We start from the raw sequence: 19,544 nt of genomic DNA, 5'->3' as shown, positions 1-19,544 counted from the left end.
TTTGTATTATCTTTAATAAGAAGTTAACGCCAATGCTGCCTATTCTTATCTGGACAAAGTTTATTCTACGAACAATTAATTTTTCATTCAAAAACGTTTTCAATTGTGGCATACTGAAAAGTAAGAGGAAGCTGCAAGGAGGACACAATGAAAAAAGTAGTGGCATTGATGGGTGTGTTGGCGGCGATATTACTATTTTTTTGGTTCAATCAAAAAGGTGAAGTGAAGGAGCAAACGACAGCGGATTTTTCGCAACCGGAACAAGTCGAACCGAGCGAAGACTTTTTTACCAATCGTGATTTGAATGAGTTGGAAATGGTGACCTATTCACGCCATCAAGAGATGATGGATGATTTGACTGGAGAGGGAAAGTTAGTCAGAAAGTCGACGCATAAGGAATTTGTTGGAGCAAAAGCGAACGGCGAGGGCCTTTCTTGGACAGCCTATTTCGAAAAATAAAAAACGTTTTGATCAATTTTTTGATCAAAACGTTTTTTTGTTCTGCAAGAATTAGGTGAAGCTACAAATTCACCTGAGTAAATCGCTGAACAGAAATTTTATAGGCTGCCCACATCGCAACGATATAAATCAGGATTCCTGCGGCTAAGATTGGAAGTTGCTGCATTTGCCCATTAAAAGTGACTGAATCCAACCATTTAAAAGCAGGAAAGTGGACGATTACTTCCAAGATTATTGCTAATAAGGTCGCTGGAAATAATCCCTTTAGAAAAGAAGCGCCTACCTTATAACCAGTTTTAAAGTAAGTCGTTAGAAAAATCAAATTGAAGCAGGCGAAGATCATCAACCCAAACCCATAGAAGGCAGTATTTGCTTCAATCCCCACTGGATTAGGTTGTGAAAACAGCTGCAGGCGTAGAAAGGCAAACGGAATTGAAATCAAGATTGTCAGCAGCTGCGAAACAAGTAATACCAGCCATTTTCCCAAGACGACTTCCGCCTTTTTCAACGGCAGCAGGGTGGAATAATAGATATCATTGGTTTCACGGGTGTACATCAAATTTACAAAGTTCCCAATCAGACTAAAGAGAAAGACCATCGTATAGGGATAACCGGGAATTAACACCAGCGGTCCCATTAAGGTGAAGACAAATAAATTTGGGTGAGCCGCTAAGCGAATCTCCTTATATAGTAAGTTAGAAATCATAATGTTTTCCCTCCATTCGTACCATGATGTCTTCTAGACTCAGTGCTTCCATTTCATCAGGCTGCTTCAAATACTGAAAATAATCGATAAATTCTTTTTTAGGCGCATCCTTGATCAGCTCACCTTTTTTGATATAAATGATTGCATCTGCACATTTCTCTAAATCCGATGTAATATGCGTAGAGAAAAGAATGCTTTTATCCCCATTTTTAACGATCTGTTGAAAAATTTCGAGCAGTTCATCTCGCGAAACCGGATCAAGACCACTAGTGGGCTCATCAAAAATAAATAGTTGTGCTTGATGCGAAAGAGCCAAGGCAATCAAATATTTGACTTTCATCCCAGCAGAAAGTTCTTTGACTTTTTTGTTCGGTTCCAAAGAGAAGAGCTTCAAATATTTTTGATAAGCGGTTTCATCCCAATCTGTGTAAAATCGTTTCGTAACTTTAGTAATATCTTTGATTTTCTTCTCCTTATAAAAATCGATGCCGCCTAAAACAACGCCGGTTTTTTGTTTGCAGGAAAGCTCATTCTCTAAAAAAAGCGTTTCAAACATCCTGACATGTCCATGATCTAAAGGAATCAAGTTTAACAGTGCTTTTAAGATAGTCGTTTTACCTGCGCCATTGACTCCGATCAGACCGACAATTTTGCCTTTTGGTATTTGAAAGCTGACATTTTTCAATGAAAACATCGGATAATTTTTAGTAAGTTCTGTTACTTCAAGTAAATGCATCATGATTCCTCCTTTTGATCAAAAATATTCTCCATCATGTTTCCGGTCATCCGCATAAAGGCCTCACTATCAATCAAGGCAATTCCTGTAGAGGCAGGGTTCGTGTCCCCAAGAACAATCAATGTATCTCCTGTTTCGATATTGAGAAGGTCGCGGGCCTTTTTAGGCAGGACAATCTGTCCACGAGCTCCTACTGGAACGATTCCAAAGATGTGTTTGCCAGCCGGGCCAATCGGGATGCCTTCAGTTTCTTCATTATGACGAATCAAATCGGTTAATGTAACATCGTACAGACTAGCTAACGCATCGCACTTCATTACGTCAGGTAAAGAATCCCCATTCTCCCATTTAGCAACGGCCTGCCGAGATACCTCTAGACGTTCTGCCACATATTCCAAAGACCAATTATTTCGATTTCTTAATGATCGCAAGTTGTTTGCGATCGGATTATTCTGATTATTCATACTTTTCATCCTCCTTGATTACACTTTATCGTACTTAAATAGAAAAAAGAACCAACTGTTTATAACGAATTTGGTTATGCTTGGTTGCATTGATATCAAAGCTTTGAATAGGCAAGGTTCAGATAGGAGTGAGAAGGCGTAGTTATCATAAATTCAACTCCCTTGTGAAAAAAATACCTAGTCTTCTTGAAAGAGTCTATGCAAACTTCAAAATAAGACTACTTTAAAAAAAGAGCGCTGAAAAATGCGGCAGCTGACAACTCGGATAAGATTTTAAGAAGCGAGCAGTAGAGTGTTTTGAATTAATAGATGTATTCGATAGGTTCTGCTTACATATAAATGAACAAGCTGATTAAAAGACGAAATAATAGGGAAAACGTAAAATATAACAGTAATAAGAAAAAGAGTGTTAATTATTAATTCATTATCTTTGGTAACTTATTGTTTTCGTCAAATTAAGGAAGGAAAGTCTAAATGAAAAAGAACGTTTTATTAATCAGCTTAACGATACTCTCTGTGTTCAGTGCCTCTACTGCTATCAAAGCAGAAGAAGCAACCCAAGAACAAAGCCCCATCGAATCTGGAGATAGTTCAACTTCAGCTAGTGAAAATAACAATACTATTTTTTCATCAAATTCAAGTGAACCTAATGGTCAAAATATAGAAAACTCTATTGAAAAACAAACGGCAGTGGTGAATGGTGAAGTGGTAGAATTGGAGCCTCCGGTTAAAGAAGGTCAGGCCGAAGCCAATGCGACCGAAGCGCCCAAAGAAGATTTAGTCCAAGGAAACGCGCGATCATTTAGGGCTGCTGCCTCATCCATTCCGATGTATCGTTTATATAATCCTAATAGCGGGGAACATTTTTACACGAAGACGGTGATCACCACTATACGTTACTTGCGAGCGAGCGCGATCATCTGAAGAAGGTCGGTTGGCGCGATGAAGGGATCTCTTGGTACTCGCCAAATTCAGGGATACCCCTATATCGCTTATATAATCCAAATGCCAAAGCAGGGTCCCATCACTACACACCGATTACTTCTGAACGAGATAATTTAAAAAAGGCTGGCTGGCGTTATGAAGGGATTGCCTGGTATGCGGTTGGCAATGGAGAACAGAGTCATGAGGATTATCGTTTGTTAGGTGTGCGAAATTATAATCAGTATGCATTAGGCGCACCAAGTGGCTGTGAAGGCGCATCACTACTACAAGCATTACAATACAAAGGCAAATTAAGCGGCTGGAGTTTGCGCTCGTTTTTAAATACCATTCCGAAGTCATCAAATGGAAATCCCAATAATGGGTTTGTTGGTTCACCATTTGTTGAAAATGCGTATACTTATTCTGCTATCTATCCAGCACCGCTTACAACTTGGGGCCAAAAATATGGGAATGTTCAAAATATATCTGGTAGTTCAATGAATACCTTGATAAATGAAGTAAAAAATGGGAATCCTGTTGTGGCGTGGGTGACAATTAATTTTCAGCCAATTCGTTGGGGAAATTGGAGTTTTGGGGTTGCTGCAAATAATAACCATGCAGTCACTTTAGATGGGTTTAATAAGGCAGGAAATCAAGTACATGTGTCTGATCCGATCAGTGGCTCTTATTGGTTGAGTCGTACGACTTTTGAAGCGATTTATAATGCAAGAAAATTTGCGGTAGTTGTGAGATAGACTTATCCCTCAAGCTAAACAAAAAAACGGCCTACGCCGTTTTTTGTTTAGCTTCCACCCATTAGGAAGTCTAGAATGTTCCAGCCATCAGAAGTCTCACTGCGGTAAAGTTCGGTATAGCCGCATTGTTTACAACTGATAGTGGTAAATTTTTTGTTTTGAACATCGAAAATTTTGGCGAAGTTTCCGCCAGTTGCTTGGAACTGGTCAGAAGTATAATGTTGACACCCACATTTATCACAAACAAATTGTTTCCTTTCCATCTCTTTTCCACTCCTTTTTCATTTTCAATCCGTATACAATCTAGCTATGTGTTTCAATCATTGATAGTCACACGTTTGCTATCTGCAATTTTATAAACTGCGACAATCTAGGCTTGTATCCTCTTTGATAGTTAAAATTATAACAAATTTAGCGCTTTGTTCCTCCGTCTTTAGGAGTATCTATTGAAATCTTTTTTGACAAATCATCGTTTGTTTGGTTAAATAAGAACATACGTTCGGTTAAGGAGTTGGTTTTAGATGGAGCTGGAAAGAAAAATAGAAATTTTAGCGGAATCTGCAAAATATGATGTTTCTTGTTCTAGCAGTGGTGTGGAGAATAATACACGACAAGGAACGGTAGGCAGCACCGCAGTTTCAGGAATCTGTCATTCCTTCACGCCGGATGGTCGCTGTGTCTCGCTATTGAAACTATTATTTACCAATGCTTGTATTTTTGATTGTCACTATTGTATTAATCGAAAATCAAACGCGATTCCACGAGCGACCTTTACACCGCAAGAGGTAGCGGACTTAACAATGGATTTCTACATGCGTAATTATATCGAGGGGCTGTTCCTGAGTTCTGCGATTATCAAAAATCCGGACTATACATGCGAGCTTTTGATTAAGACCTTGAAAATTTTGCGTGAAGAAAAAGGTTTTCGCGGGTATATTCACGTCAAGGCGATTCCCGGCGCGGATGAAAAGTTAATTGAGGAGTTAGGCTTTTTAGCGGACCGCATGAGCGTCAATGTCGAACTGCCTTCCCGCGAAAGTTTGAAATTACTGGCTCCGGATAAAGATCCGTTTGACCTATATAAACCCATGAAGCAGATCACGACGGTAAAAAAGGAACAGGAATTTTTACCAGCGGTTCGGCGCGGTCCTAGTTTTGTACCAGCGGGGCAGTCCACCCAGATGATTATCGGAGCCAGTCCGGAGAGTGATCGTTCTATTGTCAAGATTTCAGAGAATTTGTATCAAAAATACCAGTTGAAGCGTGTTTATTATTCAGCCTATATTCCGGTTAATCAGGATAATTTATTGCCGGCAGTCACGACCGAACCGCCATTATTGCGGGAGCATCGCTTGTATCAAGCAGATTGGCTGTTACGCTTTTATAAATTCACGGCTGATGAGATATTGTCTGAGGATAGACCCAATTTCAATCTTTATCTTGATCCCAAAGCCAATTGGGCAGTTCAGAATTATCAACGCTTCCCCGTTGACGTGCAGACTGCGTCTTATGACCAGTTGCTGCGAGTTCCTGGTATTGGACCTAAAAGTGCACAAAATATCGTAAAGGCACGAAAATACTACCGACTGCATTTAACAGATTTAAAGAAACTAGGGATCGTGATTAAGCGGGCGCAATATTTTATTGCCTGTAATCATGAAACGCCAGCAGGTTTGATTAAGGACCCTGAATGGATCATCACGTCATTAATTTCTTCGAAGCAATACGAGGTGTTGAAAAAACACAATACCCAATCGACCAGCGAACAATTGACGCTCTTTGATGTAGAACGGTTTGAACATGCAAAAAGTAGGTGAGAGCATTGCGAGAATCAACAGAGTATTGGGAATATGATGGGAGTTTTCTAGGTTTTATGACGGTTGTTGATCGTAGTTTTCGTGAAAAGCAATTTCCAGTCATGATTTTAACCCCAGAGACAGCCGTAGAAAGTCTGTTTTTTGCAGAATGGATTGAAACAAATCCCGAACGTGGGGAAAAAATCTATCGTCGTTTACGTCAACGACTAAGGCCGGAAAATTTTCTTTTTATTCAAAATGGGTTTTATGCCACTCTTGAAGGAAAAGAACGCTATTTATTGGATGCCATCGAGATCGCTTTGCAGACGAAAGATTTATTAGAAAATCATTTAGGATATCCTTCCATCTTAGCTTTACGGAAAAGCATTCGAACGATGTTAGGAGAGAACCATCTACTGACAGGATTCGTTCGTTTTGAATACGTTGGTGACGTGCTATTCAGTAAAATTAACCCGAAACACTATGTGATGCCCTATCTTTGCCCGCATTTTGCGGAGCGTTATCCGCAGGAAAAAATCATGATTTATGACGAGACTCATGAGTTGTTAGGCATCATTGATCGCGGTGATATCCATTTGATGGAACATACCAGCTGTCCTGAATTTGCTGAAGCGAGTAATGAACAGGCAATTCGTCAGCAGTGGAAAACCTTTTTGCGTTCAGTCACGATTAATGAACGGGCCAACTATGTGGCGCAGCGAAATCATTTGCCTTTGCGTTTTCGCAACAACATGACAGAGTTTAAGTCCTAGGAAGAAGAATGCCTTTTTGTTCTAGATTAAGTAAACATTCTGCTAAATAGGAGTCGTTATGTTCAGGATAGATAGGGTGCGTAAGTGGTACTGGAGCAACAGTATCTGTCCTAGGCAGATTTTTCCCGCGGTATAATGGGTCATACCACAAAGGATCAGGCGTATAGCTGCGTTTTTCCATTTCAGCTAGAACCAAAAGATGAAATTGAAACAATTTGTAGTAAGAGTGGGTAAAGACATAATCTACTGTAGCGTGTTTCTTACCCCAGCCTTTTCCTCGCAAGGCAGCCACTTCTCGATGTTGGCCAAGTAGCTGCTGTCTAGGAAGCAGCGGAATTAACGTTTCATGCCAAAGCCGCATTTTTTCTCCTCCGTTCTTAGTTAACTGAATTTTTTCATATATTGTTGGGATTTACGAATGATTTGCTCTAGGTGCTTTGCTTTTATGATTTATCCATTCTGCTTTATAATAGGAAACATTAGGAAGCGAGTGAATCACATGGAAGAGAAAAAAATGCATGGATCAATGGCGGTCTTAGCAGCATTACTGGCGAATGTGCTGGTAGCTGTCAGTAAGTTTGTCGGCTACATGCTTAGCGGCAGTGCCGCAATGATGAATGAAAGTATTCACAGTGTGGTGGATTGCAGTAACCAAATCTTACTGTTATTCGGCGATCGGCGAGCCGCTCGTGGTCAGAGTGAGCTTCATCAATTTGGCGAAGGACGAGCGAAGTATTTTTTTAGTACGATTGTAGCGACGATGCTGTTTTTCGGAGGTGGCGCCCTGGGTATTTGGGAGGCGGTGGAAAAATTATTCCATCCCAGTCATGAAGTTACGAATCCATTGATCGTATTAGGCATCTTGGTTTTCGGTATTTTAGTTGAGGGCAGTTCTTTAAAAATAGCAATCAAAGAAATTCATGAATTAAATACAGAGAAGCTGCCGCTGTTCAAATTTTTACACGAAAGTCGCCATAGTGAGATATTGATTATTTTTACAGAAGATTTTTGTGCAGTGATCGGCTTAGTTTTGGCGATCATTGGCACGTTATTGACAATGCTTACTGGAAATCCAACGTTTGACGCTTTAAGCGGGTTATTGATCGGGATGATGCTGATGTTTGCCTCGATCTTTTTAGCTCGGGAATTTTACAGCTTGATTATTGGAGAAAGCGTGTCTAAAAATGATTTAGTAAAAATTCAAAATGCTTTCAAACGTGATGAAGTCAAAAAGTTGATCGATATCAAAACGGTCCATTTAGGTCCCACAGAAGTGATGATTGCTGCGAAGATTGACATCGCAGATTCTTATGAAGGGATCAGCTATGATGTGGTAAACCAGATCGAGCGAGTAATTCGCAAGGCTTTGCCAGATAAAAAAGCATATATCTATATCGAGACCGATGAGTTTGATCCAGACTATGATCGGAAACGCCAAACCCAATCGGACACATAACCCCTGTGTCCGATTTTTGCCAGTTATGCTTTTCGCAGGTTATTATGTTTGGCTTACAATTTTACAGTTACAACAAAATTGTAGGCAAGCAGTTTAGCATAATGGTATGCGAAACGAAAAACGGCCTCATTTTTCACGTTTTTGGAAAAATGAAAACCTTAAAAAGAGATAGCTGCCAGTTATGCTTTTCGCAGGTTATTATGTTTGGCTTACAATTTCACAGTCACAACAAAATTGTAGGCAAGCAGTTTAGCATAATGGTATGCGAAACGAAAATCGGCCTCATTTTTCACGTTTTTGGAAAAATGAAAACCTTAAAAAGAGATAGCTGCCAGTTATGCTTTTCGCAGGTTATTATGTTTGACTTACAATTTCACAGTCATAACAAAATTGTAGGCAAGCAGTTTAGCATAATGGTATGCGAAACGAAAAACGGCCTCATTTTTCATGTTTTTTGAAAAATGAAAACCTTAGAACGAGTAGCTGTTAGTTATGTATTTCGCTGTCTACGATGTTCGAAATCCATTTTTTCGTAAGAGCATCAACATAATGAGCCATTTATAAACAATTGACACAAATTGTTGGATAAAAGGAGGGAGATTAAATGTCTTCGTTGCGCTTCTTTTTTACTTATTCACGAGAGTTTCTTCGTCATTGGGGAAGCTATATTCTTCTGATTGTTGGAACAAATATTGCGTTAGAAATGCTAGTCATTCCATTAGTTCAATTTTTGATTGCTTTCATTTTGAAGCAAGGAAATATTCCTTATGTTTCAAATACGAATCTATTAACGATATTAACAAGACATCCCGCGGTGTTGGGAGCATTGTTGCTGCTTTTAGCATTTGTTCTAGCGTTGGTTTTTCTCCAGTTCACTTTTCAGCTATTCGGTATCAAGAGTATTCAAACAAAAGAGAATCAGTCTCTTTGGGATTTGTTTAAAAAGTCGCTTTATCACATGCGACACTTGCGACCAGAGACATTCTTTTTCTTTCTTTTCTATTTTTTACTGATTCTGCCCTTCGCAAATGCTATTTTTCGAACACCATTACTAAGCAAAGTGACGATTCCGGTTTTTATTTTAGAAGCCTTGAGTGAAAATTTTTTGTTTCTCTTATTGCTGATAGTTGCTTCGATTGTTGTCTCTTATATTGGAATTCGTTTGCTGTTTGTATTGCCGCTAATGATTTTTTCGGATGCAGCACCGAAAGCTGCCATTGAAAAAAGTTTAAAGCTGACTCATCATCGGTACTGGCATTATGCATGGCGAATCTTCTTTTTAACAGGTATTTTGACCTTGGTTTCTTATGTTGGATATGGGATAAGCTATGGGCTTCAGGTAGGCTTTGATTTACTTCCGAAGCCCTTTCCAGCAATTGGTGCTATGCTTACCTTATCGAGTATCCAATTGTTTAGTCAATTAATGCTGGCATGGGCAACGGTTTTGTATTTTAGTGTGTTGGTTCAAAAATTCTATCCATTAGTAATTAGTGGCGAACGTCCTTTGCGATTAGTTCGGCCAAGTTTGTGGACACGGATCGCCGCAGTGATACTATTCATTTTTTTAGGCGGAACGACCTTACTCAGCAATGTTCTTTATCTAACCGGACTTGAGGATTCGATTCCCTTAACCATCTCACATCGAGGAGTCGATAATGGAAACGGCGTACAAAATACAATTCCAGCAATGGCGGCTACTATCAAAGAAAAACCTGATTATATTGAGATGGATATCCAAGAAACGAAGGATCGTCAGTTTGTCGTGTTCCACGATAAAAATTTAAAAAGATTGACAGGACGAGACAAGACTACTCATGAACTGACATTAAGTGAAATTCAAGAGCTGCAAGCAGTTGAGAATGGGCACGTGGCACCTATCGCGAGTTTTGATGACTACTTAGCTTTTGCTAATGAGCACCATCAAAAATTACTGATTGAGATCAAAACAACTGCTGATGATTCTAAAGAGATGATGGATAGATTCATCGAAAAGTATCAAGCAACGATTCTTTCTAATCACCATCGGATTCATTCCTTGGATTATCATGTGGTAGCTGAGTTAAAGGAGAAGGCACCAAAGTTGTATGTCAGTTATGTCTTGCCTTATAATTTAGTATTCCCGCAAACGCCTGCGAATGCATATACTATGGAGGAAACAACATTAACCAGCGATTTTGTTCGTCGTGCCCATGAAGAAGACAAAGATGTCTATGCTTGGACCGTTAATGATGCCGATTCGATGGATCGAATGGTCTCCTTGAATGTTAACGGAATCGTAACGGACGACCTTCAAACATTGCAAGAACAGATTAAAACATATGAAGAAAATCCATCTTATGCCAAGCGAATTGAGATGTATATCAATCGTTTGCCAGCGTTGGATGAGCGGATCAGCGAGAATTAGAGTAAAGAGAAAAAAATTCATTAAATTTCCATAGAGTTTTCGTAAAAGATTTTCGAACAGCCGCCTGCTCTATGGTAGAATAGCTATATATTTCACAAAGGAGTTCAACATGAAAAAAAGAGGTTTTGAAGTTACGACAGCTTATCAAGATAAAAACATCAATTTGCCGAAACGAGCAACGAAAAATGCGGCAGGATATGATTTTGAAGCTGCAGAGGATATCGTGATTCCAGCGGTTTGGAAACAGATCATCCATCATTTTACTAAAAAATCTGAGGTATCTGAAAAGATTGTCAAACCAGTTTTAGTACCTACAGGGATCAAGGCGTACATGGAGCATGATGAATATTTACAATTAGCGAATCGTTCAAGCAATCCACTGAAACGTTTCTTAACGTTAAGTAACGGTGTTGGTGTGATCGATAGTGATTATTATAATAACCCGGACAATGAAGGGCATATTATGTTCCAATTTTCAAATTTTGGTTTAACCGATGTTCATATAAAAAAAGGCGAACGGATCGGGCAAGGAATTTTCTTGCCATTTCTTAAAGCTGATAATGATAAAGAAGGTGCTGAAAGAACTGGTGGATTTGGTTCTTCAGACAAACAATAAATTTTAAACAACGAGTGAGGCGAAGGGTTTGGCGAAAAAATCCAAGACACAATTTATCTGCCAAGAATGCGGCTATGTTTCGCCGAAGTATCTAGGTCGTTGTCCTAACTGCGGAAACTGGAACACGATGGTAGAAGAAATTGAGCAAAATCACCCTGAAGATCGCCGCAATCGGGTGAGTCTGACAGGGGAACGCGCACAACCGACGAAGCTAAAAGATGTTGTCTTTAAAAAGGAAACGCGCATTCAAACGGAATTAGCAGAATTGAATCGGGTTTTAGGCGGCGGTGTAGTTCCAGGTTCATTGGTTTTAATTGGTGGAGACCCCGGCATCGGGAAGTCTACATTACTTTTACAGGTTTCGCACCAATTAGCAGCAACTGGCGGAAATGTATTATATGTTTCTGGGGAAGAAAGTGCTCAGCAGATAAAATTGCGAGCAGAGCGGCTAGGTTCGAGTGAGACAGACTTTTATCTGTATGCTGAAACAGATATGGGCGAGATTAGTCGGACGATTGAAAATCTGAAACCAGATTATGTCATCATTGATTCGATCCAGACTATGACGCAGCCTGACATTACCAGTGTAGCTGGGTCAGTCAGTCAGGTTCGTGAAACGACGGCAGAATTATTGAAGCTGGCGAAAACCAACGGTATCGCGATCTTCATCGTCGGGCATGTGACAAAAGAAGGAAACATCGCAGGGCCTCGAATGTTGGAGCATATGGTGGATACTGTGCTGTACTTTGAAGGCGAAAAACATCACAGTTTTCGGATTTTAAGGGCCGTAAAAAATCGTTTTGGTTCTACTAATGAGATTGGAATTTTTGAGATGCGAGAAAGCGGCTTAGTGGAAGTGGCTAATCCTTCTCAGGTCTTTTTAGAAGAACGTTTAGAAGGTGCGACCGGTTCAGCGATTGTGGTGGCAATGGAGGGTAGCCGACCGATTTTAGTTGAGGTCCAGGCGTTAGTAACACCAACAGTCTTCGGAAATGCGAAACGTACGACAACTGGATTAGACTTTAATCGCGTATCCTTGATCATGGCGGTCTTAGAAAAACGCGCCGGCTTGCTTTTACAGAATCAAGACGCCTACTTAAAGGCTGCGGGCGGTGTGAAATTAAATGAGCCCGCAATTGATTTGGCGGTAGCCGTGGCGATCGCTTCTAGCTACAAAGAAAATGGCACGGAAGCAACTGAATGTTTTATCGGTGAGATTGGTTTGACTGGTGAGATTCGTCGGGTCAGCAGTATCGAGCAGCGCGTCAAAGAAGCCAGTAAGTTAGGTTTCAAAAGAATCTATCTCCCTAAGAACAACATGGGAGATTGGACGCCGCCAAAGGGGATCGAATTGATTCCGGTGGCGACACTAGGTGAAACATTAAGAAAAGTATTCCGTTAATGAGCGGTTGTGCCAGAAATACTTTGGCACAACTGTTATTCTAAGATTTTTGCATAAAAAAATAGATTAATAGAACTTAGGAGGGATGGCATGCAGAAACGTGTGTTAACAGTAATTATCCTGATTGTTGGGATTAGTTTAGGAGTCACTTTCCTACCAACAGCCTGGACAGCAATTGGCAATGCAGACAACATGTGGTTGAATAATTCACTTACGAATGGCCTGATTGGTGCAATTATTTTTTATATTATTTCTTTGGCTATCGTAGAACCAATCACAATTGGGGTAAAAAGAATTGAGAAACAATTAAATGAGCTTAGCTTGACTTATATTTTATTTGGAGTGATCGGTGCGATCTTAGGATTGACCTTGGGATTGATCGGAACGACCCCGTTGTACCAGATTCCGATTCCCTTCATTAATAGCGCATTGCCGATTTTGATTATGCTGCTATTGGGTTATTTAGGCTTCCGAATGGGAACGACTAGAATTGATGAATTGAAAAAATTCTTTAGCGGCCGCAATAAAAAGGCTGAGACAAATGAAGGTGAAGTCCTTGAGCGCAAAGCGGATGATCATTTTCATAAGTATAAAATCTTAGATACTAGCGTTATTATTGATGGACGTATTTATGATATTGCGAAAACAGGCTTTTTGGAAGGCGTCCTAATGATTCCGAACTTTGTCTTGTATGAATTGCAATATATCGCTGATTCTGGCGATAGTTTGAAACGTGTCCGAGGACGTCGCGGCTTGGATATCCTGAATGCTTTGCAAAAAGAAGAAGGTATCGCCGTTGAAATGTACGATGGCGATTTTGAAGATATCAGCGAAGTCGATAGTAAATTGATTAAGCTGGCTAAATTATTAGATGGTGTGATTGTGACAAATGACTATAACTTGAATAAGGTTTCAGAGTTCCAAAATGTCGCTGTTTTGAACATCAATGCTTTAGCGAATGCGGTGAAACCAGTTGTAATCCCAGGCGAAAACATGAACGTCCTAGTTGTAAAAGCCGGAACAGAGCGACAACAAGGAGTCGCTTATTTGGATGATGGCACAATGGTAGTGGTGGAAGATGGACAACATTATATGAATGAACACATCGAAGTTGTCGTAACAAGTGCCCTGCAAACGGCTGCCGGACGAATGATTTTTGCTAAACCGGCTCATTCTAGCCGCAACATTAAAGATGATTCACCTGAAAAGAAGTTAGACTACACAAATGAGAAAGCAGCAAAATAACAGTGTAGCTTTACTAAACAATGGATTGATTGTACAATTTGTGTTGAGTAGCAAATTGTACAATCAATCCATTTGCTAAATAAGCGGGAAAGAGGAACTATTATATGTCGAAAATTCGTGTGCGCTACGCACCAAGTCCAACAGGACACTTACACATCGGAAATGCCCGAACAGCCTTGTTCAATTATCTATTTGCTCGCCATAATGATGGAGAATTCATCATTCGGATCGAGGACACTGACTTAAAAAGAAATATCGAAGGCGGCGAAAAAAGCCAATTAGAAAACTTGGCTTGGTTAGGGATTGATTGGGATGAATCCCCTGAAAATCCTGGGAAATATGGTCCTTACCGTCAATCAGAACGACGCGACGTTTATCAGCCGTTAATTGATCAATTATTGATGAGCAATTTGGCATACAAATGCTACTGTACTTCTGAAGAGCTGGAGGCTGAGCGTGAAGCGCAACGTGCACGCGGCGAAATGCCTCATTATTCAGGCAAGTGTGCCAATCTAACACCTGAGGAACAAGCAGAAAAAGAAGCACAAGGCCTAGAACCAGTTATTCGCTTCCGTGTCCCTCGCAATACCAGCTTTACGTTTGATGATATGGTTAAAGGCGAGATCAGCTTTGAATCGGATAATGTCGGCGGCGACTTTATCATCCAAAAGCGTGATGGTATGCCAACATATAACTTTGCAGTAGCAGTAGATGATCATTTAATGAAAATCACGCATGTACTGCGTGGTGATGATCATATTGCCAATACACCAAAACAATTAATGATCTACGATGCCTTTGGTTGGCCGCGTCCAACATTTGGTCATATGACCTTGATTATCAATACTGAAACCGGCAAAAAACTAAGTAAACGTGATGAAAGCATTTTGCAATTTATCGAACAATATCGCGAATTAGGCTATTTGCCAGAAGCAATGTTCAACTTCATTGCTTTACTTGGCTGGTCGCCAGTTGGTGAAGACGAGATCTTCCCGCAAGATGAATTGATCAAGATTTTTGATACTGATCGTTTAAGTAAATCACCAGCAGCATTTGATCAGAAAAAATTAGAATGGGTCAATAACCATTACATCAAAGCGATGGATTTGGATAAATTAACTGAATTATGCTTGCCATATTTAATCAAGGCTGGTAAAGTCGAAGAAAATCCAACGCCTGAACGTAAGGATTGGGTGAAACGTGTAGTCAGCTTATATCAACCACAAATGAGCTACGCTGCGGAAATCACTGAAGTATCAAGTTTGTTCTTCCAAGATCATCTTGAACTAGACGATGCCGCAAAAGAAGTGTTAGCTGGCGAAGGCGTCCCAACTGTCTTAGCTGCCTTCAAAGCTCAGCTAGAAAGCTTAGAAACAGTTGACGCTGCTAACGTTTTGGCTTCAATTAAGGCTGTTCAAAAAGAAACAGGAATAAAAGGGAAAAACCTTTGGATGCCGATTCGTGTAGCTGTCAGTGGTGTGACACACGGACCAGAATTGCCAGAAACAGTTGAAATCTTAGGCAGAGAAAAAGCCCTAGCACATTTAGATCAAGTAATGTAAACACAAAGAAGAGAAGAAGTAGTAGGTGACGATTTTTCAGAGAGACTGCGGGTGGTGGAAGCAGTCAAATCAGCACTTATGAAATGCACCTCCGAGTGGTCTTAGCGATATGTAGCTAAGGACGTTTCACAGACGTTACCTGTTTGAGGCAGATACTGCAAACAAAAGTGGGACCACGTTAAAGCGTCTTTTGAGGAAACTCAAAAGACGCTTTTTTGCGAGTTACGCTTTTTGCAGTTTTGTGTTGTGCAAGGGTCAAATAAGGATTTTTAACTAAACTAACAGATGCGTAGTTTAGCGGAATCGTATGCGAAACGACTATAAGATCATTTTTCTGATTTTTGGAAAAATGAGTTCTTTAATTGGAGATAGCCTAATAGCAGGGAATTGGAAATGTGTTGAATGTTTTATGGATAAAAGTCTAAAAATAAAAAAGGAGTTGAGGTAAATGGGATGGTGGCAAGAAGCGATTGCAGCAGCGAAGAAAAATGATCCGGCAGTTAGGACTGGCTTAGAGGTTGTGCTTACATATCCAGGTGTTCACGCGTTGTTTTTTCATAAGTTTTCACATTTTCTCTATCGGCATCAGTGGTTTTTGTTGGCTCGAATCCATTCGCAATTTTGGCGTTTTTTAACGGGGATTGAGATTCATCCTGGTGCTAAGATCGCTCCTGGTGTTTTTATTGATCACGGAATGGGTGTGGTGATTGGTGAAACGGCAGAGGTTGAGCGAGATGTTGTGTTGTTTCATGGCGTAACATTAGGCGGGACAGGAAAAGATACTGGCAAGCGGCATCCCACTGTACGTCAAGGTGCTTTTATTTCGGCGAATGCTCAAATCTTAGGACCAATCGAAATCGGGGCAGGAAGTAAAATCGGTGCGGGGGCTGTTGTCTTAGAAGATATACCAGCGGATGCGACTGCAGTAGGTGTACCAGCAAAAGTAGCAAGATTACATGGAAAGAAGGTACAACATGATTAAAATACACAATACGTTGACACGTGAAAAGGAAATTTTTAAACCAATCGAGGAAAATAAAGTCCGAATGTATGTCTGCGGACCAACTGTTTATAACTATATTCATATCGGGAATGCCCGTAGTACGATTGCATTTGATGTCATTCGTCGTTACTTTGAATATCGCGGCTATGAGGTGAATTTTGTATCGAACTTTACCGACGTTGATGACAAAATTATCAAAGCTGCGAAGGAGTTATCGATTACTGCACCAGAAGTAGCCGATCGTTTTATTGCAGCCTTTGAAGAGGATACTGCAGCGCTGAATGTAAAGCCAGCGACATTGCATCCGCGTGTAATCAATCATATTCCTGATATTTTAGCATTTATCGAGACCCTGATTGAAAAGGGCTACGCTTACGAAGCACACGGGGACGTCTATTACCGTACTCGGAAATTCGAACATTATGGCGAATTGAGTGATCAATCGATTGATGAATTAGAGGTTGGCGCGAGCCAACGGACTGGTGCGGAGCAAGCAATTAAAGAGGATCCATTGGATTTTGCCTTATGGAAAAGTGCGAAGCCGGATGAAATTTCTTGGGAGTCTCCTTGGGGTGAAGGACGACCAGGCTGGCACATCGAATGTTCAGTGATGGCGACAAAACACTTGGGAGACACGATTGATATTCATGGCGGTGGACAAGACTTGGAATTTCCTCATCATGAGAACGAAATTGCCCAAAGTGAAGCCAAAACAGGGCAACGTTTTGCGAACTATTGGATGCACAATGGCTATGTAACCATTGGAGAAGACGATGCGAAAATGAGCAAGTCGCTAGGAAACTTTGTAACTGTTCACGACTTAGTCAAAGAAATCGATCCTCAGGTTTTACGCTTCTTTATGGCAACGACACAATATCGTCGCCCGATTCGCTATAGTGAAGCAACCATGAAGGATGCTCAGGCCAATCTGCAAAAATTACGTACTGCCTTTGAAAATGCGGCCTTCCGTCAAGATACAGCGGAAGCAGCGTTGGCTGATGACCAAGAAAAAACGAGTGAGCTACAAGTGCTGAAGGATCGGTTTGTTGAAGAGATGGACGATGACTTCAATGCGGCCAATGGGATCACGGTTGTATATGAATTAGCAAAATGGCTGAACAATTACAGCGACCAAGAAAAAGTTTCAGCGGCGATTTTAACTGCGGCATTAGAAGAATTTACAAACATGCTGAATGTTTTTGGGATCGAATTCCAAACAGCTGGCTTATTAGATGAAGAGATTGATCAATTGATTGAAGAACGTAATCAAGCCCGTAAAGATAAAAACTTTGCTCGCAGTGATGAAATCCGCGATCAATTAAAAGAACAAGGAATTATTTTAGAAGACACCCCTCAAGGCGTCCGTTGGAGACGAGCATAATGACAGACTATAAACAATTAAACGCACTGGCACTAGCGTATGTTGGTGACGCCATTTATGAAACTTACGTGCGGGATTTTCTAGTCCGAGAAGGCCAGACACGCCCAAATAAGCTGCATCATATGGCGACTCATTTTGTTTCCGCTAAAGCTCAAGCAACGTTGATTCAAAAAATGCTCGATGATGGTATGCTGACAGAAGAAGAGCAAGGCATTTATCGGCGTGGTCGAAATGCCAAAAGTTACACATCAGCAAAAAATACCGACATCATGACCTATCGTATGTCTACGGGTTTTGAAGCATTAATGGGTTATCTACACTTATTGGAACGAAAAGAGCGATTAGAAGAATTGATCGTATGGTGTTTAGAGAAAGCGGGCGAAACAAATGAAGGATAAGAAGCAGCGTCGAGGAAATGATCGACGGAATCAGCGGAAAAATGATCGGTCTAAAGATCGCCGCAAAGAGACGGAAACAGTTGAAACAGAAGAGAATAATTTTGTTTTTGGTCATCACGCCAGTGTGGAGGCACTTCAAGCTGGTCGAGGCAATAAATTATTTATGCAAGAGGATGCGCGTGGAGACAAGATTGAACAGCTGAAAGCTTTAGCGAAGGAACAAGCGGTTCCGGTGAAGTGGGTACCTAAACAAAAACTGGATACATTAAGCGACGGCGGTGTTCATCAGGGAATCGTTTTAGGAATTACTCCTTATGAATATTTGTCCTTGGAGGACTTGTTAGCAAAAAATACTTCAGAAGCGGCGCCCTTCCTGTTGATTTTGGATAGTTTGGAAGACCCACATAATTTTGGCTCGATTTTGCGGACGGCCGATGCCAGTGGCGTGTCAGGCGTAATTATTCCAAAACATCGCTCAGTAGGTATTACGCCAGTTGTGACGAAGGCTTCGACCGGTGCAGTAGAATACGTGCCGATTGCTCGAGTAACGAATTTGGCCCAAAGTATTAAGCAGTTAAAAGATGCAGGATATTGGATTTTCGGAACAGACATGGAAGGAACGGACTATCGTCAATGGAAGGTGGAAGGACCGATCGCTTTAATCATCGGTAATGAGGGCAAAGGGATGAGTGCTGGACTGAAAAAGGAAGTTGATGAGATGTTAACGATCCCTATGACAGGACATGTGCAGAGCTTAAACGCAGGAGTTGCTGCGGGTCTATTGATGTATGAAGTTTTCCGAAAGCGAAGTGAATTGTAATGAAAAGGCAATTGTTGATCGTTGACGGGTACAATATGATTGGTGCATGGCCTGAGTTGACCGCATTAAAAAACCAAGAGCGTTTAGAAGAAGCACGCGAAGCATTGCTATTTCGTTTGTCTAACTATGCTAAGTACCAAGGATTGGAAACAATTGTTGTTTTCGATGCGCAATTTGTTCCAGGAATTACCCAAAGCTACCAAAAGTATCAGCTGACTGTTGTTTTCACAAAAGAGGATGAGACCGCCGATAGTTATATTGAACGAATTGCTGGGGAATTGAATGATCGCTTGACTCAAGTAACGGTAGCAACGAGTGATCTTGCTGAACAATGGACCATTTTCTCGCAGGGGGCATTGCGAACTTCTGCGCGTGAGTTGTACAAGTCTGTCCAGCAAACCGAGGCTGTGATTACCGGGGATACAAAAGATACGCATTTTAAAAATTTTCGACGTAATTCCCCGTGGAATAATGAACAATTGCAAAAATTGTCACAAAAACTGGACGAATTAAGCAAAAAAAAATAAATTGATTGTCGACACCCCTTGTATATTAGAGTTAGGGTTTTAACCTTCCGGTTTTGATTGGATAACCCTATGAACCATCGTTATTTTAATTTGGTATTAACTCATTTCTTTTGAGAT

19 protein-coding genes, 1 pseudogene and 1 other annotated feature are annotated in these 19,544 nt (G+C 40.7%); of the genes and pseudogenes, 15 read left to right on the top strand and 5 right to left on the bottom strand.

What is annotated here, in order from left to right:
- Nucleotides 1-147: 147 nt before the first annotated feature.
- On the top strand, nucleotides 148-459 hold the full coding sequence (locus AUF14_RS12575) for a hypothetical protein (protein WP_016179407.1): 312 nt from the start codon (nucleotides 148-150) through the stop codon (nucleotides 457-459).
- 61 nt (nucleotides 460-520) lie between these two features.
- Here the strand turns inward: AUF14_RS12575 and AUF14_RS12570 are convergent, their stop codons facing one another.
- From AUF14_RS12570 to AUF14_RS12560, 3 genes are read right to left on the bottom strand one after another with little or no spacing between them, the layout of a single operon-like run.
- Nucleotides 521-1,165, bottom strand: a complete 645-nt coding sequence (locus tag AUF14_RS12570) for an ABC-2 transporter permease (RefSeq protein WP_049218800.1) — start codon at nucleotides 1,163-1,165, stop codon at nucleotides 521-523.
- A complete protein-coding gene (locus tag AUF14_RS12565) occupies nucleotides 1,155-1,904 on the bottom strand; it encodes an ABC transporter ATP-binding protein (protein ID WP_204371484.1) in 750 nt (249 codons plus the stop codon). Before AUF14_RS12565 ends, AUF14_RS12570 begins: the two co-directional genes overlap by 11 nt.
- Nucleotides 1,901-2,365, bottom strand: a complete 465-nt coding sequence (locus AUF14_RS12560) for a helix-turn-helix domain-containing protein (RefSeq protein ID WP_016179410.1) — start codon at nucleotides 2,363-2,365, stop codon at nucleotides 1,901-1,903. The genes AUF14_RS12565 and AUF14_RS12560 overlap by 4 nt, the downstream gene beginning before the upstream one ends.
- A gap of 474 nt (nucleotides 2,366-2,839) precedes the next feature.
- Here AUF14_RS12560 and AUF14_RS12555 point away from each other — a divergent pair.
- A pseudogene (locus AUF14_RS12555) lies at nucleotides 2,840-4,044 on the top strand (C39 family peptidase).
- A gap of 47 nt (nucleotides 4,045-4,091) precedes the next feature.
- On the opposite strand, the gene AUF14_RS12550 reads toward AUF14_RS12555, so the two are convergent.
- On the bottom strand, nucleotides 4,092-4,307 hold the full coding sequence (locus tag AUF14_RS12550) for a zinc ribbon domain-containing protein (RefSeq protein WP_016179412.1): 216 nt from the start codon (nucleotides 4,305-4,307) through the stop codon (nucleotides 4,092-4,094).
- 258 nt (nucleotides 4,308-4,565) lie between these two features.
- Here AUF14_RS12550 and AUF14_RS12545 point away from each other — a divergent pair, with 258 nt between their 5' ends.
- Together AUF14_RS12545 and AUF14_RS12540 are read left to right on the top strand one after the other, a co-directional pair.
- On the top strand, nucleotides 4,566-5,861 hold the full coding sequence (locus tag AUF14_RS12545) for a putative DNA modification/repair radical SAM protein (RefSeq protein ID WP_016179413.1): 1,296 nt from the start codon (nucleotides 4,566-4,568) through the stop codon (nucleotides 5,859-5,861).
- 5 nt (nucleotides 5,862-5,866) lie between these two features.
- Nucleotides 5,867-6,613, top strand: a complete 747-nt coding sequence (locus tag AUF14_RS12540; RefSeq protein ID WP_102866071.1) for a TIGR03915 family putative DNA repair protein — start codon at nucleotides 5,867-5,869, stop codon at nucleotides 6,611-6,613.
- On the opposite strand, the gene AUF14_RS12535 is transcribed toward AUF14_RS12540, so the two are convergent.
- A complete protein-coding gene (locus AUF14_RS12535; protein WP_016179415.1) occupies nucleotides 6,603-6,974 on the bottom strand; it encodes a TIGR02328 family protein in 372 nt (123 codons plus the stop codon). The two genes, AUF14_RS12540 and AUF14_RS12535, sit on opposite strands and share 11 nt — an antisense overlap.
- Nucleotides 6,975-7,112: 138 nt before the next feature.
- Here AUF14_RS12535 and AUF14_RS12530 point away from each other — a divergent pair, with 138 nt between their 5' ends.
- From AUF14_RS12530 to AUF14_RS12475, 11 genes are all read left to right on the top strand, one after another.
- Nucleotides 7,113-8,069 (top strand): cation diffusion facilitator family transporter, encoded by a 957-nt coding sequence (locus AUF14_RS12530; protein WP_049218809.1) that lies wholly within the window; start codon nucleotides 7,113-7,115, stop codon nucleotides 8,067-8,069.
- A gap of 604 nt (nucleotides 8,070-8,673) precedes the next feature.
- Nucleotides 8,674-10,473: a glycerophosphoryl diester phosphodiesterase membrane domain-containing protein gene (locus AUF14_RS12520; protein WP_049220157.1), complete on the top strand. Its 1,800-nt coding sequence runs from the start codon at nucleotides 8,674-8,676 to the stop codon at nucleotides 10,471-10,473.
- A 109-nt stretch (nucleotides 10,474-10,582) separates the two neighbouring features.
- A complete protein-coding gene (locus AUF14_RS12515; protein ID WP_049220159.1) occupies nucleotides 10,583-11,089 on the top strand; it encodes a dCTP deaminase/dUTPase family protein in 507 nt (168 codons plus the stop codon).
- 28 nt (nucleotides 11,090-11,117) lie between these two features.
- Complete coding sequence (gene radA / locus AUF14_RS12510) at nucleotides 11,118-12,491, top strand: DNA repair protein RadA (protein ID WP_048722477.1); 1,374 nt, start codon at nucleotides 11,118-11,120, stop codon at nucleotides 12,489-12,491.
- 90 nt (nucleotides 12,492-12,581) lie between these two features.
- The gene (locus tag AUF14_RS12505) at nucleotides 12,582-13,736 is read left to right on the top strand and encodes a PIN/TRAM domain-containing protein (protein ID WP_048722474.1); all 1,155 of its coding nucleotides are present in this window, start codon (nucleotides 12,582-12,584) and stop codon (nucleotides 13,734-13,736) included.
- Nucleotides 13,737-13,840: 104 nt separating this feature from the next.
- Nucleotides 13,841-15,298: a glutamate--tRNA ligase gene (gene gltX / locus AUF14_RS12500; protein ID WP_049220166.1), complete on the top strand. Its 1,458-nt coding sequence runs from the start codon at nucleotides 13,841-13,843 to the stop codon at nucleotides 15,296-15,298.
- Nucleotides 15,295-15,492, top strand: a binding site (T-box leader). Its footprint overlaps the gene before it by 4 nt.
- 254 nt (nucleotides 15,493-15,746) lie before the next feature.
- The gene (gene epsC / locus AUF14_RS12495) at nucleotides 15,747-16,280 is read left to right on the top strand and encodes a serine O-acetyltransferase EpsC (protein WP_016179422.1); all 534 of its coding nucleotides are present in this window, start codon (nucleotides 15,747-15,749) and stop codon (nucleotides 16,278-16,280) included.
- Complete coding sequence (cysS, locus tag AUF14_RS12490; protein ID WP_048722468.1) at nucleotides 16,273-17,682, top strand: cysteine--tRNA ligase; 1,410 nt, start codon at nucleotides 16,273-16,275, stop codon at nucleotides 17,680-17,682. The genes epsC and cysS overlap by 8 nt, the downstream gene beginning before the upstream one ends.
- Nucleotides 17,682-18,080 (top strand): Mini-ribonuclease 3, encoded by a 399-nt coding sequence (locus tag AUF14_RS12485; protein ID WP_049220168.1) that lies wholly within the window; start codon nucleotides 17,682-17,684, stop codon nucleotides 18,078-18,080. Before cysS ends, AUF14_RS12485 begins: the two co-directional genes overlap by 1 nt.
- The gene (rlmB, locus tag AUF14_RS12480; RefSeq protein ID WP_049220170.1) at nucleotides 18,070-18,900 is read left to right on the top strand and encodes a 23S rRNA (guanosine(2251)-2'-O)-methyltransferase RlmB; all 831 of its coding nucleotides are present in this window, start codon (nucleotides 18,070-18,072) and stop codon (nucleotides 18,898-18,900) included. Before AUF14_RS12485 ends, rlmB begins: the two co-directional genes overlap by 11 nt.
- Complete coding sequence (locus tag AUF14_RS12475) at nucleotides 18,900-19,427, top strand: NYN domain-containing protein (RefSeq protein ID WP_016179426.1); 528 nt, start codon at nucleotides 18,900-18,902, stop codon at nucleotides 19,425-19,427. The genes rlmB and AUF14_RS12475 overlap by 1 nt, the downstream gene beginning before the upstream one ends.
- Nucleotides 19,428-19,544 lie beyond the last annotated feature (117 nt).

Origin of the sequence: Enterococcus avium, from assembly GCF_002891025.1 — a bacterium.
Taxonomy (GTDB): Bacteria; Bacillota; Bacilli; order Lactobacillales; family Enterococcaceae; genus Enterococcus_A; species Enterococcus_A avium.
Note: the sequence above shows the minus strand (reverse complement) of the source record. Positions and strands in the feature narration are given on the sequence as shown.

Bases quoted from the DNA above. Each gene is read 5' to 3' on its own strand.
- AUF14_RS12575 (WP_016179407.1), top strand. From the start codon at position 148: ATGAAAAAAGTAGTGGCATTGATGGGTGTGTTGGCGGCGATATTACTA.
- AUF14_RS12570 (WP_049218800.1), bottom strand. From the start codon at position 1,165: ATGATTTCTAACTTACTATATAAGGAGATTCGCTTAGCGGCTCACCCA.
- AUF14_RS12565 (WP_204371484.1), bottom strand. From the start codon at position 1,904: ATGATGCATTTACTTGAAGTAACAGAACTTACTAAAAATTATCCGATG.
- AUF14_RS12560 (WP_016179410.1), bottom strand. From the start codon at position 2,365: ATGAATAATCAGAATAATCCGATCGCAAACAACTTGCGATCATTAAGA.
- AUF14_RS12550 (WP_016179412.1), bottom strand. From the start codon at position 4,307: ATGGAAAGGAAACAATTTGTTTGTGATAAATGTGGGTGTCAACATTAT.
- AUF14_RS12545 (WP_016179413.1), top strand. From the start codon at position 4,566: ATGGAGCTGGAAAGAAAAATAGAAATTTTAGCGGAATCTGCAAAATAT.
- AUF14_RS12535 (WP_016179415.1), bottom strand. From the start codon at position 6,974: ATGCGGCTTTGGCATGAAACGTTAATTCCGCTGCTTCCTAGACAGCAG.
- AUF14_RS12530 (WP_049218809.1), top strand. From the start codon at position 7,113: ATGGAAGAGAAAAAAATGCATGGATCAATGGCGGTCTTAGCAGCATTA.
- AUF14_RS12520 (WP_049220157.1), top strand. From the start codon at position 8,674: ATGTCTTCGTTGCGCTTCTTTTTTACTTATTCACGAGAGTTTCTTCGT.
- AUF14_RS12515 (WP_049220159.1), top strand. From the start codon at position 10,583: ATGAAAAAAAGAGGTTTTGAAGTTACGACAGCTTATCAAGATAAAAAC.
- AUF14_RS12505 (WP_048722474.1), top strand. From the start codon at position 12,582: ATGCAGAAACGTGTGTTAACAGTAATTATCCTGATTGTTGGGATTAGT.
- gltX (WP_049220166.1), top strand. From the start codon at position 13,841: ATGTCGAAAATTCGTGTGCGCTACGCACCAAGTCCAACAGGACACTTA.
- epsC (WP_016179422.1), top strand. From the start codon at position 15,747: ATGGGATGGTGGCAAGAAGCGATTGCAGCAGCGAAGAAAAATGATCCG.
- cysS (WP_048722468.1), top strand. From the start codon at position 16,273: ATGATTAAAATACACAATACGTTGACACGTGAAAAGGAAATTTTTAAA.
- AUF14_RS12485 (WP_049220168.1), top strand. From the start codon at position 17,682: ATGACAGACTATAAACAATTAAACGCACTGGCACTAGCGTATGTTGGT.
- rlmB (WP_049220170.1), top strand. From the start codon at position 18,070: ATGAAGGATAAGAAGCAGCGTCGAGGAAATGATCGACGGAATCAGCGG.
- AUF14_RS12475 (WP_016179426.1), top strand. From the start codon at position 18,900: ATGAAAAGGCAATTGTTGATCGTTGACGGGTACAATATGATTGGTGCA.